This is a genomic window from Nocardia noduli, from assembly GCF_019038455.1.
GTDB lineage: Bacteria > Actinomycetota > Actinomycetes > Mycobacteriales > Mycobacteriaceae > Nocardia > Nocardia noduli.
The window spans coordinates 26,167-39,233 of the sequence record NZ_JAFMPL010000013.1 but is presented as its reverse complement, the minus strand read 5'-3'; the positions used below and the strand labels follow the sequence as shown (position 1 = coordinate 39,233).

The 13,067-nt window shown below is 68.0% G+C and carries 13 protein-coding genes; 4 read left to right on the top strand and 9 right to left on the bottom strand.

Annotated features, from left to right (window positions below):
- Positions 1 to 13 precede the first annotated feature (13 nt).
- The 3 genes from acuI to JZ792_RS10655 all read right to left on the bottom strand — a co-directional run bounded on the left by acuI (position 14) and on the right by JZ792_RS10655 (position 3,461).
- Entirely contained in the window at positions 14 to 997 is a 984-nt protein-coding gene (gene acuI / locus JZ792_RS10665; protein WP_216909450.1) for an acrylyl-CoA reductase (NADPH), read from the bottom strand.
- Positions 998 to 1,146: 149 nt separating this feature from the next.
- Positions 1,147 to 1,923: an SDR family NAD(P)-dependent oxidoreductase gene (locus tag JZ792_RS10660; protein WP_216909448.1), complete on the bottom strand. Its 777-nt coding sequence runs from the start codon at positions 1,921 to 1,923 to the stop codon at positions 1,147 to 1,149.
- Positions 1,920 to 3,461, bottom strand: a complete 1,542-nt coding sequence (locus JZ792_RS10655; RefSeq protein ID WP_308165244.1) for a class I adenylate-forming enzyme family protein — start codon at positions 3,459 to 3,461, stop codon at positions 1,920 to 1,922. Before JZ792_RS10655 ends, JZ792_RS10660 begins: the two co-directional genes overlap by 4 nt.
- A 109-nt stretch (positions 3,462 to 3,570) precedes the next feature.
- On the opposite strand from JZ792_RS10655, the gene JZ792_RS10650 reads away from it, so the two are divergent.
- The 4 genes from JZ792_RS10650 to JZ792_RS10635 all read left to right on the top strand — a co-directional run bounded on the left by JZ792_RS10650 (position 3,571) and on the right by JZ792_RS10635 (position 7,293).
- On the top strand, positions 3,571 to 4,764 hold the full coding sequence (locus tag JZ792_RS10650) for a CaiB/BaiF CoA transferase family protein (protein ID WP_216909443.1): 1,194 nt from the start codon (positions 3,571 to 3,573) through the stop codon (positions 4,762 to 4,764).
- Positions 4,761 to 6,032 carry an acetyl-CoA hydrolase/transferase family protein gene (locus JZ792_RS10645; protein ID WP_216909441.1) on the top strand — a complete coding sequence of 424 codons (1,272 nt, stop codon included), beginning with the start codon at positions 4,761 to 4,763 and terminating at the stop codon, positions 6,030 to 6,032. The genes JZ792_RS10650 and JZ792_RS10645 overlap by 4 nt, the downstream gene beginning before the upstream one ends.
- The gene (locus JZ792_RS10640) at positions 6,032 to 6,799 is read left to right on the top strand and encodes an enoyl-CoA hydratase/isomerase family protein (protein WP_216909439.1); all 768 of its coding nucleotides are present in this window, start codon (positions 6,032 to 6,034) and stop codon (positions 6,797 to 6,799) included. The genes JZ792_RS10645 and JZ792_RS10640 overlap by 1 nt, the downstream gene beginning before the upstream one ends.
- Positions 6,800 to 6,981: 182 nt before the next feature.
- Entirely contained in the window at positions 6,982 to 7,293 is a 312-nt protein-coding gene (locus JZ792_RS10635; protein ID WP_216909437.1) for a 2Fe-2S iron-sulfur cluster-binding protein, read from the top strand.
- Positions 7,294 to 7,487: 194 nt separating this feature from the next.
- Here the strand turns inward: JZ792_RS10635 and JZ792_RS10630 are convergent, their stop codons facing one another.
- The 6 genes from JZ792_RS10630 to JZ792_RS10605 all read right to left on the bottom strand — a co-directional run bounded on the left by JZ792_RS10630 (position 7,488) and on the right by JZ792_RS10605 (position 12,961).
- Positions 7,488 to 8,306: an SDR family oxidoreductase gene (locus tag JZ792_RS10630; RefSeq protein WP_216909435.1), complete on the bottom strand. Its 819-nt coding sequence runs from the start codon at positions 8,304 to 8,306 to the stop codon at positions 7,488 to 7,490.
- On the bottom strand, positions 8,303 to 8,761 hold the full coding sequence (locus JZ792_RS10625; RefSeq protein ID WP_254189623.1) for a VOC family protein: 459 nt from the start codon (positions 8,759 to 8,761) through the stop codon (positions 8,303 to 8,305). Before JZ792_RS10625 ends, JZ792_RS10630 begins: the two co-directional genes overlap by 4 nt.
- Before the next feature lie 91 nt (positions 8,762 to 8,852).
- Entirely contained in the window at positions 8,853 to 9,827 is a 975-nt protein-coding gene (locus JZ792_RS10620; protein ID WP_216909433.1) for an NADPH:quinone oxidoreductase family protein, read from the bottom strand.
- 1 nt (position 9,828) lies between these two features.
- Positions 9,829 to 10,614, bottom strand: coding sequence for an enoyl-CoA hydratase-related protein (locus JZ792_RS10615; RefSeq protein WP_216909431.1), 786 nt, complete (start codon positions 10,612 to 10,614; stop codon positions 9,829 to 9,831).
- On the bottom strand, positions 10,611 to 11,663 hold the full coding sequence (locus tag JZ792_RS10610; RefSeq protein ID WP_216909429.1) for a phosphotransferase family protein: 1,053 nt from the start codon (positions 11,661 to 11,663) through the stop codon (positions 10,611 to 10,613). The genes JZ792_RS10615 and JZ792_RS10610 overlap by 4 nt, the downstream gene beginning before the upstream one ends.
- Complete coding sequence (locus JZ792_RS10605; protein ID WP_216909427.1) at positions 11,660 to 12,961, bottom strand: acyl-CoA dehydrogenase family protein; 1,302 nt, start codon at positions 12,959 to 12,961, stop codon at positions 11,660 to 11,662. The genes JZ792_RS10610 and JZ792_RS10605 overlap by 4 nt, the downstream gene beginning before the upstream one ends.
- Positions 12,962 to 13,067: the final 106 nt, after the last annotated feature.

The window sequence follows — 13,067 nt, the reverse complement described above, 5'->3', positions numbered from 1 at the left end:
AATAAACTCCTGATCAGCGATTCACGTCGACGACGATGCGACCGCGCACGGTGCCGTCGATGAGCCGGCTCGCCTCCGCGATGGACTCACCGAGACCGACTTCCTGGGCGATGGACTCCAAGGCGGTGGGGTCGAGGTCACGGGCCAGTCGGGCCCAGGCCTCGAGACGGCGCGGTTTGGGCGCCATCACGCTGTCGACGCCCAGCAGCGCGACTCCGCGCAGGATGAACGGCGCGACGGTGGCCGGGAAATCCATGCCCTGGGCCAGGCCGCAGGCCGCGACGGCGCCGCCGTAGCGGGTCTGCGCGGCGGCGTTGACAAGGGTGTGGGAACCCGCGGTGTCGACGACACCGGCCCAGCGTTCTTTTTGCAGCGGCTTGCCGCGCTCGGACAGTTCGGCGCGATCGATGATGGTGCCCGCGCCGAGGCTCTGGAGGTATTCGGTCTCGGAGGTCTTGCCGGTGGCGGCGGCCACGCCGAATCCGGCCTTGGTCAGCAGCGCGATCGCGATGCTGCCGACGCCGCCGGTCGCACCGGTCACCAGGATCTCGCCCTGGTCGGGCGTGACGCCGTGGCGCAGCAGCGCCTCGACGCACAGGCTCGCGGTGTACCCCGCGGTGCCGATCGACATCGCCTGGCGCGCGGTGAATTCCGCGGGCTTGGGGATCAGCCAGTCGCCGTCCAGACGCGCCTTCTGCGCGAGGCCGCCCCAGTGCTTCTCACCGACGCCCCAGCCGTTGAGAATGACCTCGTCGCCCGCCGAGTAGTCCGGATGCGCGCTGTCGGTGACGACGCCGGCGAGATCGATGCCGGGGACCATCGGGAACGACCGCACGACCGGCGACGAGCCGGTGATGGCGAGGGCGTCCTTGTAGTTGAGGGTCGAATACGCCACCTCGACGGTGACGTTCCCCTCGGGAAGCGCCGCTTCATCCACATTCGTCAGCGCGACTTTTGTTCCCTCGTCGCCCTTTTCGATAACAACTGCCGCAAACATTCGGAGCGGATTCCTTCCTCGCCCTTGGACTTTCCGGATCTCGCACATCAATTTTCGTCATACGAGAATTAGATTCTCCAGATGGGACAACAATATTTCCATTATTGGTACCGGGTGTCAACCGGCTCTGACCAGCGCAAGCGCACAGGTCAGCGGGTCGTCCAGCCGCCGTCCACGACGATCGTCTGACCCGTGACATAGCGAGCCGCGTCACCGGCCAGCCAGGTGACCGCGCCGACGATGTCGTCGGCCGTTCCCTCGGTCGGCAGGGGAGTGTTGCGGCGCAGATAGTCCGCGCCGCGGTCGCTGTCGTAGAGGCTGTCGGTGATCTCGCTGCGGAAGAATCCGGGCGCGACCGTATTCACCCGGATCGAATGCCGGGCCCACTGCACCGCGAGTTCGGCGGTGAGTCCGGAAAGCCCCGATTTGCTCGCGGCGTAGGAGGCCTGGGGAATCCCCGGCACGCCGACCCGTCCGCTGATCGAGGAGATATTGACGATCGATCCACGCCCGGCGTCGCGCATGTACGGGAACACCGCCTGCGCGAGCAGGAACGGGGCGATCAGATTCAGGCCGAGCGTCCGCTGCACGTCTTCGAGCGATTCGGATTCGGCGCGGTCGTTGCTGAAGCGGTTGCCCGCCGCGCTGACCAGGATCTCCGGTGGTCCGAGCGCGTCGACCACCGCGGGAACCACGTCGCCGACCCGGTCGGTGTCGCCGAGATCGCAGACAACGGGATGCCCGTCGATCCGCTTGGCGAGTTCGGTCAGCCGGTCCTCGCGGCGCGCGACCACGGCGACCTTGGCGCCGAGCGCGGCCAGGGATTCCGCGACCGCGACTCCGAGACCGGACGACGCGCCGGTGACGATGGCGACCCGGCCGTCCAGGTCGAACAGTCGTGTCGCGTGTTCGCGGGGCAGGCTCACCGGGAGACCTCCGTTGTCCGGTCGGCGGCGGGCGCGGCGAGTTCGGTGAGCTTGGTGCGTTCCACCTTGCCCATGGCGTTGGTCGGCAGGGCGTCGACCCGCACCCAGATCTCGGGCACCTTGTATCCGGCCAGGTCCCGTTTGCACAGCGCCGCGAGTTCCGCGAAATCGACCGTGGGGGAGAGACTTTCGACGATCGCCGCGACCTTCTGGCCGAGCCGTTCGTCGGGGACGGGGCAGACAGCGACCTTGTTCACGTCCGGATGGGCGCCGATGACCCGCTCCACCTCGAGCGGATACACATTCGCGCCGCCGCGAATGATGACCATCTTCTTGCGATCGAGCACCGACAGCATGCCCTCGGCGTCGACGGTGCCGATATCGCCGGTGGGGGTCGGACCCGGTTCGGGTGGCCGCACGCGACCATCCTCCCAATAGCCGAGCATCGGTGTCCACAGTCCGGCCCACGGTCCCGCGGTGGCGGATGCGACCTTCAACTCGCCGAGTCCGCCGGGTGGCAGGCGTCGGCCGTCGTCGTCGTAGGCGGCGACATCGAATTGGGGCATCACCAAGCCGCTGCTACCGGGCGACCACTGCGAGCCCGGCTTGTCGATGGAGACGACGGTGGGGGCTTCGGTGAGGCCGTAGGTGACGCGGGGGGAGATGCCGTGCGCGGCGGCGAAGGCCTTGCGGATGGTGTCGGGGGTGTCGCTGCCGCCGCTCCAGACCTCCCGCAGCGAGCTCAGATCGAGCTCGGGCCGCCGGGCCAGGTCGTAGAGCTGGGCGGGCGCGCCGTTCCACACGGTCACGCGATGGCCGGCGATCCACTCGGCCACGCCTTCGAGATCGCGGCGGTTCATGACGACCGCGCAACCGCCTGCCTGTGCCGTGAGCAGGGTCGACAGCACCATCAGATTGAGGATCGTGAACGGAAAGCTGTCGCCTTTGCGCAGGTCGGGGCCGTATCCGCGGGTGGCGACCAGCGCCGCGCCGGGCAGCAGCAGGTTACGCTGACTGTGCACGACGGCCTTGGGCTTGCCGGATGTCCCGCTGGTGAAGGCGATACCCGCGGGCGCGTCGATGTCGAGTTCGACGGCGGGCGGCGCTTGGGCCGATTCGGTCAGTGCGGCCCAGCGCTCGGCATCGACGGTTTCGGGCGTGTCGAGCAGCCAGCGCGGTCCGGCGAGTACCACCGTCGGCGTGACCAGATCGACCAGATGTCGCTGTTCGGGAGCCGAAAGGGCCTCGCCGATACCCGCCCACACGGCGCCGATCCGCTGCGTGCCGTGGAAGGCGACGACGATGTCGAGGTCGTTGGGCAGGCACGCGGCGACGCGGTCGCCGGGGCGCACGCCGAGCGACCACAGGGCGCCCGCCGCGCGGTCGGCACGTTCGTCGAGTTGGGCGTAGGTCAGGGAGCCGGAGGCGGCTTCTACGGCCGTCGCGTCGGGCTCGGCGCGCAGAGGCGCGTCGAGCACACGGGCGATCGGTCGAAGGGGGGCCGGGCCCGGTGGGCTGTCGCCGTTGAAACTGTCCACAGCGTCTTTGATATCACTATCCTTGCAAAGATTCATCAGATAGCCTCACGGTACCCATCGCGATGGGATTTGTGTAGACACCGGAGAGGTCGCAAAAAAGGACGTGGCGATGGAACACACAGGCCCGCTGTCCGGTATCCGGGTCATCGACCTCACGGCGATGGTCATGGGCCCATACTGCACGCAGATCATGGCCGATATGGGCGCGGAGATCATCAAGATCGAACCTCCGGCCGGCGACAACACCCGCTTCATCTCGGTAGGCCCCGAACGCGGCATGGGCGGCGTCTTCGTCAATGTCAACCGGGGCAAACGCAGTGTGGTGCTCGACCTGAGATCCGACGAGGGCGCCGCCGCGCTGCGCGACCTCGTGGCCACGGCCGACGTGTTCATCCACTCCATGCGCGCCTCGGCGATCGATCGGCTCGGATTCGGCTACGACGCGGTCGCGGCACTGAATCCGTCGATCGTCTACACCAACTGCTACGGCTACGGCCGCCGCGGTCGCGACGCCGATCTGACCGCCTACGACGACACCATCCAGGCCGAATGCGGTCTGCCGTCGGTCCAGGAACAGCTCACCGGAACCGCCGGGTACGTCGGCACCATCATGGCCGACAAGATCGCGGGCCTGACCGCGGTGTACGCGACGATGATGGCGCTGTTCCATCGCGAGCGCACCGGCGAGGGCCAAGAGGTCGAGGTCGCCATGTTCGAGACCATGGCCGCGTTCATGCTGGTCGAACACGCCAACGGCGCCTTGTTCGAACCGCAGCTCGGGCCAGCGCACTATCCGCGCGCGGTCACCCCGAATCGCAAGCCCTATCGCACCGCCGACGGCTACCTGTCCGCGCTGGTCTACAACGACAAGCAGTGGACGACCTTCGTCGACGCGGTGCGTCCCGCCTGGGCGGGCCCGGAATTCGCGACGCTGGAACAGCGCGCGGCGCGGATCGACGTCGTCTACGCCAGGCTCGCCGAGACCTTCGCCGAGCGCACCACCGATCAATGGCTGGAACTGCTTCGCGCGCTGGGTATTCCGTGCGCGCCGGTCCGCTCGCTGGACGAATTGTTCGACAATCCGCACCTGAACGACGCGGGCTTCTTCGAAACCGTCGAATCCTCCTACGGGCCTTTGCGTTTCCCCGGCCCGCCGACGTGGTTCTCCCGGACGCCCGGCCGGGTCGCCGGTCCGGCGCCGCGACTGGGCGCCGACACCGAGGAAGTGCTCGGCGCACTGCGCGAACACGCGGACGTGGGCGCGAACGGAACGACTCACGCGAATGGAAAGGCACAGCCGTGACGACAGTGCTCGAGGCGGACGAACTGGATCTGCGCGCGATCCTGCGCCCCGGCGACCGGATCGTCATCGGACAGGCGTGCGGTGAACCGACCACGTTGCTCGAGGCGCTCATCGCGCAGGGCCGCGAGATCGGCGGACTGTCCGCGTTCGTCGCCACCAGTTTCTCCGGGATCTTCACCCCCGAGGCCACCGAATCCTTCGCGCTGTCGAGTATGGGCGCGATCGGCACCCTGCGTTCGCTCACCAAGGAACATCGCCTGGCCATCGTGCCGTGCCATGTCAGCCGGGTCGGTCCGCTGATCGAATCCGGGGCCATCGGCTGCGACGTCGCCTTCGTCCAGGTGAGTCCGGCCGACGAGAACGGCGAACACAGTTTCGGGCTCATCAGCGATTACGTGCGCGCCGCCGTCGCCACGGCGCGGGTCGTGGTGGCCGAGGTCAACGATCAGGTGCCGTTCACCCTCGGCGAGCGGCTGGCCGCCTCCGATATCGATGTCGCCGTGCGGGTCTCGCGTCCACCGGTGCAGGTCCGCGCCGCGAAGGTCAGCGAAACCGACTCGGCCATCGCGAAATTCGCCGCGGCCTATATCGAGGACGGCTCGGTGTTGCAGGTCGGGGTCGGCGCGGTGCCCGACGCGATGCTGCGACTGCTGCACGACCGTGTCGATCTCGCCGTGCATTCGGGCATGATCGGCGACGGACTCGTCGACCTGGTCGAGGCGGGCGTTCTCACCAACGCGCGCAAGAAGATCGACCGGGGCGTCTCGGTCACCGGTGCGCTCATCGGCACCGAGCGGCTGTATCGATTCGCCGACCGCAACCCGTCGATCCGGATGTGCACCACCGGCTACACCCACGATGCCGGGGTGCTCGCGCAGATCGAACGTCTGGTCACCATCAATTCCGCGATGGAGGTCGACATCACCGGCCAGGTGAACGCCGAACAGAGCGGCGCGTCCTACCTGGGCGGCACCGGCGGCCAGGTCGATTTCGTCCGGGCGGGCGTGCGTTCGCCCGGCGGTCATTCGATCATCGGGCTGCCCGCCACGGCCAAGGGCGGCACCATCAGCCGGATCACCGTGGCACTGAGCGGCCCGGTGACCACCGCGCGCAGCGATGTGGACGTGATCGTCACCGAATTCGGCGCGGCCGAACTCGCCGGGCAGACGCTGGCCGAGCGCACCCGCAGGCTGATCGCCATCGCCCACCCCGACTTCCGTGAAGAGCTGGAGCGCGCGGCACACGTCGTCCAGCAGAGAGGTTTCTGATGTCCGACGCCGTACTGTTCGATGCCCGATCCGATGGCATCGCGATCATCACCATCAACCGGCCCGAACGCCGCAACTGTCTGGCGCTGGACGTGCGCGCCGGACTGTTCGAGGCATGGGACCGATTCGAGCGCGATCCGGATCTGCGCGTGGCCATCCTCACCGGCGCGGGCCCCAAGGCGTTCTGCGCCGGCGGCGATCTCGAGGAGATGGTGCGCACCGGGATGACGGTCCCGCCGCGCGATATGTTCGCGCTGCCCTACGACACCATCGAACTGTCCAAGCCGACCATCGCGGCGGTCAACGGCGCGGCGTTCGCCGGTGGCTGGATGATCGCGCAGGCCTGTGATCTGTGCGTCGCGAGCACCACCGCGACCTTCGCGGTCACCGAGGTGAAGGTCGGCCGCAGTTCGCCGTGGGCGGCGCCGCTGATCCATATGATCCCGCAGCGGATCATGATGGAACTCTTGCTGACCGGTAAGCCGATTACGGCGCAGCGGGCCTACGAGATCGGTCTGGTGAATCGCCTGGCCGAGCCGCAGGATCTGCTCGACGCCGCGATCGCGCTCGCGACCGAGATCACCGCGGGCGCGCCGCTTTCGGTGCGCGCGGCACGGGATACGGTCATGCTCGCGACCGAGATGGGGCGTTCGGCGGCCTTGGAGGCCGCGCGCCACGCCTCTACGCACTGCTACGAGAGTTCGGATGCGCAGGAGGGGCCGCGTGCCTTCTCCGAGAAGCGCACACCGCAGTGGACCGGTCGGTGAGCAGGTCTCGGCGTGCAGGTCGCTGACCTGCCGGTATTGACCGTCCGCGAAGTGCCGTGCTAAGCATGTGCACAGCCCAAAATGCTGAGCGAGCGCTCAGGCCCATGGCCTGAGCGCTCGTCGGTACCGTCGGGGGTTGCCCATCCGACGTGTGCGATTTCACCGATCAGGAGTGTGCCGTCATGGCCGGATCATCAGTACCCCAGCGCGACACCGCCACTGCCTCGGTGGTGACCGTACGACTCGACGGCGGGGAGTCCGTCGTCGAGATGAAGCCGGACGAGACGGTGCTGGAAGCCGGTCGCCGCACCGGACTCAATCCGCCGTTCGCCTGCGAGGCGGGCAACTGTGGCACATGCATGGCGCGACTCGTCGAGGGTCGTGTCGAGATGCGGGTGAACGACGCGCTGACAGACGAGGATGTCGCCGAGGGGTACATCCTCACCTGTCAGTCGGTCCCACAGACGCCGTCGGTGGTCGTCGAATACGAGTGATTCCCGGCGTTCGGCCGGAGAGCACAAGCCTTCGTCCTGAGCGTGCCGCGTTGAGCCAGCCGATAACCGCGGCGCTCGGCCGGAGACCGCAGTAGTCAGCCGGGAACCACAGCGGTTGGGCCGGAGACCGCGGCATCGGGCCCTGTGGAGGACCTTCGACCGCCGTCTCCGGCGTCAACCGTTGTTCGCGGCGATCAGCCGCGCGCGGCGGCACATACGCCACCGTCCACGAGCAGATCCACGCCGTTGAGGAAACTCGCCTCGTCGGAGAGCGCGAAGGCGACCACCGCCGCGAGTTCTTCGGGCCTTCCCGTGCGCCCCAGCGGGGTCCGCGCGACCAGCGCCTGCATACTCGCGTGCTGCTCGGCCTCCTGACGCCCCTGTGGGGTGTCGATCATGCCGGGTGACACCGAGCAGATGCGCCCGCCCGCCGCGCCGATACGGACCGCCTCGCGCCGGACGAATTGCTTCACACCGTATTTCGCCCACGAGTAGGCGACGCCCGGATCTTCGACCGACGGGCCGACGGCCTCGCGTACGGCGTCGAGGAATCCCTCGGCGAGCGGATCGTCGAGAATCTCGGCGACCGCGGGCTCCGCGGCGATACCCGCCAGGACCGGCGCCATCGACGCGAAACACACCGTCGCGGTGCCGGTGGTGACCAGCGGCCGCAGCTCGCGGGCGAGCAGGGCGGTGCCGACCAGGTCGACGGTGAAGATGCGTCGCCAGTCGGCCATGGTGGGGGAGATGCCCGCGACATGGGCGACGGCCCGCAGGGTGCCGAGTTCGCCCGCGCGCGCGGCCATGTCCGCGACGCCGTCCGCGTCGGAGATGTCGACGACGATCGGTTCGATCCGCGCCGACCCCCGCGCCGCGAGGGCATCGGATGCCGTGGCGAGGGTTTCCTTGTCCAGGTCGGCGACGAGCAGCACGTCGACCATGGTCGAAAGCCGTTCGGCACAGGCCAGACCCATGCCGCGGCCGGCGCCGGTGACGATTCCCACGGTGGTCATGAGGCACTCCGTTCGGTTGCCCAGCAGCCCGACAGGCCGGGTTCGGTCAGGCGGTTGACGAGTTCGATCCTGATACCCGACGGACCGCGCAGGAAGGCGAATTGCGGCAGGCCGTTGGGCAGGTCGCGCGTCACCTCGCTGACATAGCCGTTGTCGAGCAGCGTCGCCGCGTCGGCGGCGACGTCGTCGGACCAGTAGCCGAGGTGGTGGATGCCGCCGCCCGACGGCTCCCACAGCGTGCCTGGGATCGAACGGACGATCTCGATGCGCGGGACGGTCACCGAGTAGGTGCACGCGAGATCGACGACGGTCGAGCCCGCGGGCGTGGTCACCTCGATGGAGCCGCCGACCTGCGGACCCCACCGGTAGCCGAAGGCCTCCGACAGTTCGGCCACGGTCGCCTCGAAATCGTCGGAGACGATGCCGAGATGGAATTGGTTCTCGGCCCGGATCATCGGGTCACCGCCCGGCGTGCCGGACGATGGAGAACGAGATGGGCACCGGTGTTGTTGATGACCCTCTCCTTTCGGTCGAAAGGTATATCGACTACTGGTCGCCGGACAGATCGACCAGGATCTTGCCGACCGCGCGACCCTCGGCGACCTCGCGCAGCGCGGTGCCGACATCGGCCAGCGGATACTCGCCGCCGATATGCGGGCGGATCCGGCCCTCGGCCAGCATGGTGGCCAATTCGTCCTCGTTGCGGCGGTATTCGGCCGGATCGAGATCGTGGAACTGGAAGCCGAGCAGGTGGACGCCCTTGATCAGCACCAGATTCAGCGGGATGTCCGGGATGACGCCCGAGGCGTAGCCGACGGTGACGAAACGGCCACCGCGCGCCAGTGTGCGCAGCGCGGGTACCGACAGGTCGCCGCCGACCGGATCTACCACGGCGTTCGCGCCGTCGGGCAGCGCCTCGCGCAGCGCGGCGCGGATATCACCGGCCGTCCGGTCGATGAGGTGCGCCGCACCGTATCGCTTCGCCGCCGTGAGCTTTTCCGGCGACGACGCGACCGCGGTCACCTCGGCGCCCAGCTGGACGGCCAGTTGCACCGCCGCCAGCCCGACTCCGCCGCCCGCGCCGAGCACGATCACCCGATCGCCCTCGCCGATCCGGGCCATCGACCGCAGCGTGTGATACGCCGTGCGATAGGCGACCCCGAACGCGGCCGCGGTGGGCAGATCCACCCCGTCCGGTATCCGCGCCAACTTCTTCGCCGCGAAGACCACCTGTTCGGCGAAGGCGCCGTACAGTCCGGTGCCGGTGACGCGGTCACCGATCGCGAGATCGGTGACCGCACTGCCTGTTTCGATGACCGTTCCGGCGAATTCGCTCCCGGGAACGAACGGCGGCGGCACGCTGATCTGATATTTGTCGGCGATCAGCAGGACATCGGGGAAGTTGACCGCGGCCGACCCGACCCGGACCAGCACCTGGTCGGCGGCCGGTTCGGGTGCGGGCAGCGTGCGGATCTCGACCGCCTCGGGCGGTCCGTAGGCCGGGCAGACGGCCGCGCGCATGTCAGCGACCCTGCCACACCGGCGCGCGCTTCTCCAGGAACGCCATCGCGCCCTCTTTCGCGTCGTCGCTGGTGAAGACCTTGCCCTGCCAGTGTGTCAGCCGCTTGTCGGCCTCGGCCGCGTCGTCGACAGCCAACCGGACCAGTTCCTTGCACGCGGCCAGGCCGAGCGGTGCGTTGGCCGCGATCCGTTGCGCGAAGTCGAGCGCGGTCGCGAACACCTGATCCGCGGGGACGACCGCGTTGACGAGGCCGATCTCGTAGCCGCGTGCCGCGGTGATCGGATCGCCGGTCAGTGTCATCTCCAGCGCGATGTTCATCGGGATCCTGGTGCCGATGAAAGTTCCGCCGCCACCGGGAATCAGCCCGCGCTTGATCTCGGGGAACGCGAATTTCGCGTCCTCGGAGGCGATGAGCACATCGCCGCCGAGCAGCAGTTCCAGACCGCCGCCGATGGCGGAACCGTTGGCCGCGCCCACCACGGGGACCGACAGCTTGCCGCGCGCCAGGCGCAGGTAGGCGGCCGTGTCGCGGTCCTCGTCGGAGAAGGAGGCCCCGGAGGAGAACGCGCGCAGATCCATCCCGGAACAGAACGCGCGGTCACCGGCGCCGGTGAGCAGCAGCGCGCGGATCTCGGGATCGCTCTCGGCCTCGAGGGCCGCCGCGCCGATGCCCTGCATCATCGCCACCGTCAGCGCGTTGCGGGCTTCGGGCCGGTTCAACCGGACCACCGAGACCGCGCCGTGCCGTTCGAACAGGAGTTCCGCTGTTTCGGTGTTGTCGCTCATCCCTTGTACCCGCTCGATTCGGCAAGTTCGGCGGCCGAGCGCATGAGCTCGGGAACGATCGCGCCGAAAGACTGGAGTTTGATGTCGTCACCGGCGCGCTGGAAACCCTGCTCGAGCACGATCGCGAGCTTCCATTTGGCCAGTACGAGGTAGTAGTCGAGGTCGTCGACCTGACGGCCCGACACCTTCGAATAGTGATCGGCCAGCTGTTCGGCCGAGGGCATGTACCTCAGATCGACGTAGCCGGAGGTGGACGCCTCGGGAGCCGAGGTGTCCTCGGGCCACCCCTGTAGCATCCAGGCGAGGTCGAGTTTGGGGTCGCCGACCGTGCCCATCTCCCAGTCCACGATCGCCGACATCCGCGCCGGTGCGCCGTGGTGGAACATGACATTGGCGAATTGGTAGTCGCCGTGCATGACACCGGGGACGAAGTCGAGCGGACGGTGCTCGCGCAGCCACGCCGTCGCGGTCTCCATACCGTCGAGTTCGCGTGCCTTGATGCGCTCGAAGAATCCGGTCCAGCGAGCGACCTGACGTTCGTGGAAACCGTCGGGCCTGCCCAGATCCTCCAGTCCGCGCGCCTTCCAGTCGACGTTGCCGAGTAACGCGATTCCCTCGGCGAGTTGGTAGGCCAGATCGGCGCGGGCCGACAGATCGGAGTCGAACGGCTCGGGCCAGTGCTGGCGCTGCTGCATCGGCGACCAGCCGTCGACGAAGCCCATCAGGTAGAACGTGCGCCCGAGGACCGAGGGATCGGTGCAGACCGCGACGGCCTTGGTGTGCGGCACTTCGGAGCCGTCGAGGGCCTCGATGATGCGCCATTCGCGCAGGATGCCCTTGTCGCGGTCGGCCGGGGCGGCCTTCGGCGGAATCCGCAGCACGCTGCGGTGATCACCGTGGCGGATCTCGTAGATCTCGTTCTGGGTGCCGCCGGAGAGCAGGCCGATCTCGATCGGGCCCCCGGCGTCCGGGAGTCCGGTCTGTTCCATCCAGGCGGCGAGACGGGCGACGTCCAGCGTCGACTCGGTCTCCGTTACTGCGTCGCTCATCGGTTTCCTACTTCGTTTTCCAGGAATTCGGCGTACTTGGCCATCGCGGCCTCGCGCTGGCGCGGAATCCATTCCGTCGGCCAGGTGTCCTCGGTGGGCTTGTGATCGCGCAGCACCTGTTTGGCGACGGTGGTCTTGTGCACTTCGGTGGGTCCGTCGGCCAGGCCCATCACGGCCGCGCCGTGGATCATCCGGAACAGCGGCAGTTCGTTGGTGGTGCCGAGCGCGCCGTGGATCTGCATCGATCGCCAGGCGATATCGTGCAGCACGGTCGGCATGACGACCTTCACCGCGGCGATGTCCTTGCGGACCTTCTTGTAGTCGTTGTGCTTGTCGATCTCCCACGCGGTGTAGAGCACGAACAGCCGGAACTGCTGCAACTGCGCGTAGGAATCGGCGATGTAGCCCTGCACGAACTGCTTCTCCGACAACCTGCTGCCCGCCGTCTCGCGGCTGAGCGCGCGTTCGCACATCATGTCGATCGCCTTGCGGGCCAAGCCGATGGTGCGCATCGCGTGGTGGATGCGTCCGCCGCCGAGGCGGGTCTGCGCGATGGCGAAGGCCTGTCCCGGGCCGCCGAGCAGGCCCGCGTTCGGCACCCGCACGTTGTTGTAGTGGATCAGCGCGTGCTGGCCCTCGCCCTCGGCTTCGCCGTAGAGGCCGACGTCGCGCACGATCTCGATGCCGGGGGTGTCGGTGGGTACCAGGAACATCGACATGCCCTTGTACGGGCTGACATCGGGGTCGGTGATCGCCATGACGATCAGGAACGCGGCGGTTCTCGCGTTGGACGAGAAGAACTTCCAGCCGTTGATGACCCAGTCGTCGCCGTCGCGCACGGCGATGGTGCGGAACTGCGTCGGGTCGGCGCCCGCCTGCGGTTCGGTCATCGAGTAGCAGGAGAACAGTTCACCCTCGAGCAGCGGGCGCAGGTAGCGCTCCTTCTGCTCGGGTGTCCCGTAGTGGGCGATGATCTCGGCGTTGCCGGTGTCGGGCGCCTGGCAACCGAAGACGATCGGGGCCCAGGACGAGCGGCCGAGGATCTCGTTGAGCAGGGCGAGTTTCACCTGCCCGTGGCCCTGGCCACCCAGATCGGGGCCCAGGTGGGTCGCCCACAGGCCCTGTTCGCGGACCCGCTGCTTGAGCGGGTCGATCGCCTTACGTCGTCCTCCGTCCAACGGCACGAACTGCTCGTGCGGCCAGACCAGGTCCAGTGGCTCGACCTCTTCGCGGACGAACTCCTCGGCCCAGTCCAGCTTCGCCTGGTACTCGGAGTCTGTTTCGAAATCCCATCCCATGGCATCTCCTCTCGCCATGAAGAATAAGCTTCTCCTGAACCAGAATGCAATTCTTGACTAGGATCGGGCCTGTGCTCGACGCTCGCGTTTTCGCAGCTGGCGTCAG

What these genes read in the sequence shown, in the direction of transcription:
- JZ792_RS10610 (WP_216909429.1), bottom strand. Translation starts at nt 11,663, where the DNA reads ATGAGCGACGCAGTAACGGAGACCGAGTCGACGCTGGACGTCGCCCGT.
- JZ792_RS10605 (WP_216909427.1), bottom strand. Translation starts at nt 12,961, where the DNA reads ATGGGATGGGATTTCGAAACAGACTCCGAGTACCAGGCGAAGCTGGAC.
- JZ792_RS10625 (WP_254189623.1), bottom strand. Translation starts at nt 8,761, where the DNA reads ATGATCCGGGCCGAGAACCAATTCCATCTCGGCATCGTCTCCGACGAT.
- JZ792_RS10620 (WP_216909433.1), bottom strand. Translation starts at nt 9,827, where the DNA reads ATGCGCGCGGCCGTCTGCCCGGCCTACGGACCGCCCGAGGCGGTCGAG.
- JZ792_RS10640 (WP_216909439.1), top strand. Translation starts at nt 6,032, where the DNA reads ATGTCCGACGCCGTACTGTTCGATGCCCGATCCGATGGCATCGCGATC.
- JZ792_RS10650 (WP_216909443.1), top strand. Translation starts at nt 3,571, where the DNA reads ATGGAACACACAGGCCCGCTGTCCGGTATCCGGGTCATCGACCTCACG.
- JZ792_RS10635 (WP_216909437.1), top strand. Translation starts at nt 6,982, where the DNA reads ATGGCCGGATCATCAGTACCCCAGCGCGACACCGCCACTGCCTCGGTG.
- acuI (WP_216909450.1), bottom strand. Translation starts at nt 997, where the DNA reads ATGTTTGCGGCAGTTGTTATCGAAAAGGGCGACGAGGGAACAAAAGTC.
- JZ792_RS10630 (WP_216909435.1), bottom strand. Translation starts at nt 8,306, where the DNA reads ATGACCACCGTGGGAATCGTCACCGGCGCCGGCCGCGGCATGGGTCTG.
- JZ792_RS10615 (WP_216909431.1), bottom strand. Translation starts at nt 10,614, where the DNA reads ATGAGCGACAACACCGAAACAGCGGAACTCCTGTTCGAACGGCACGGC.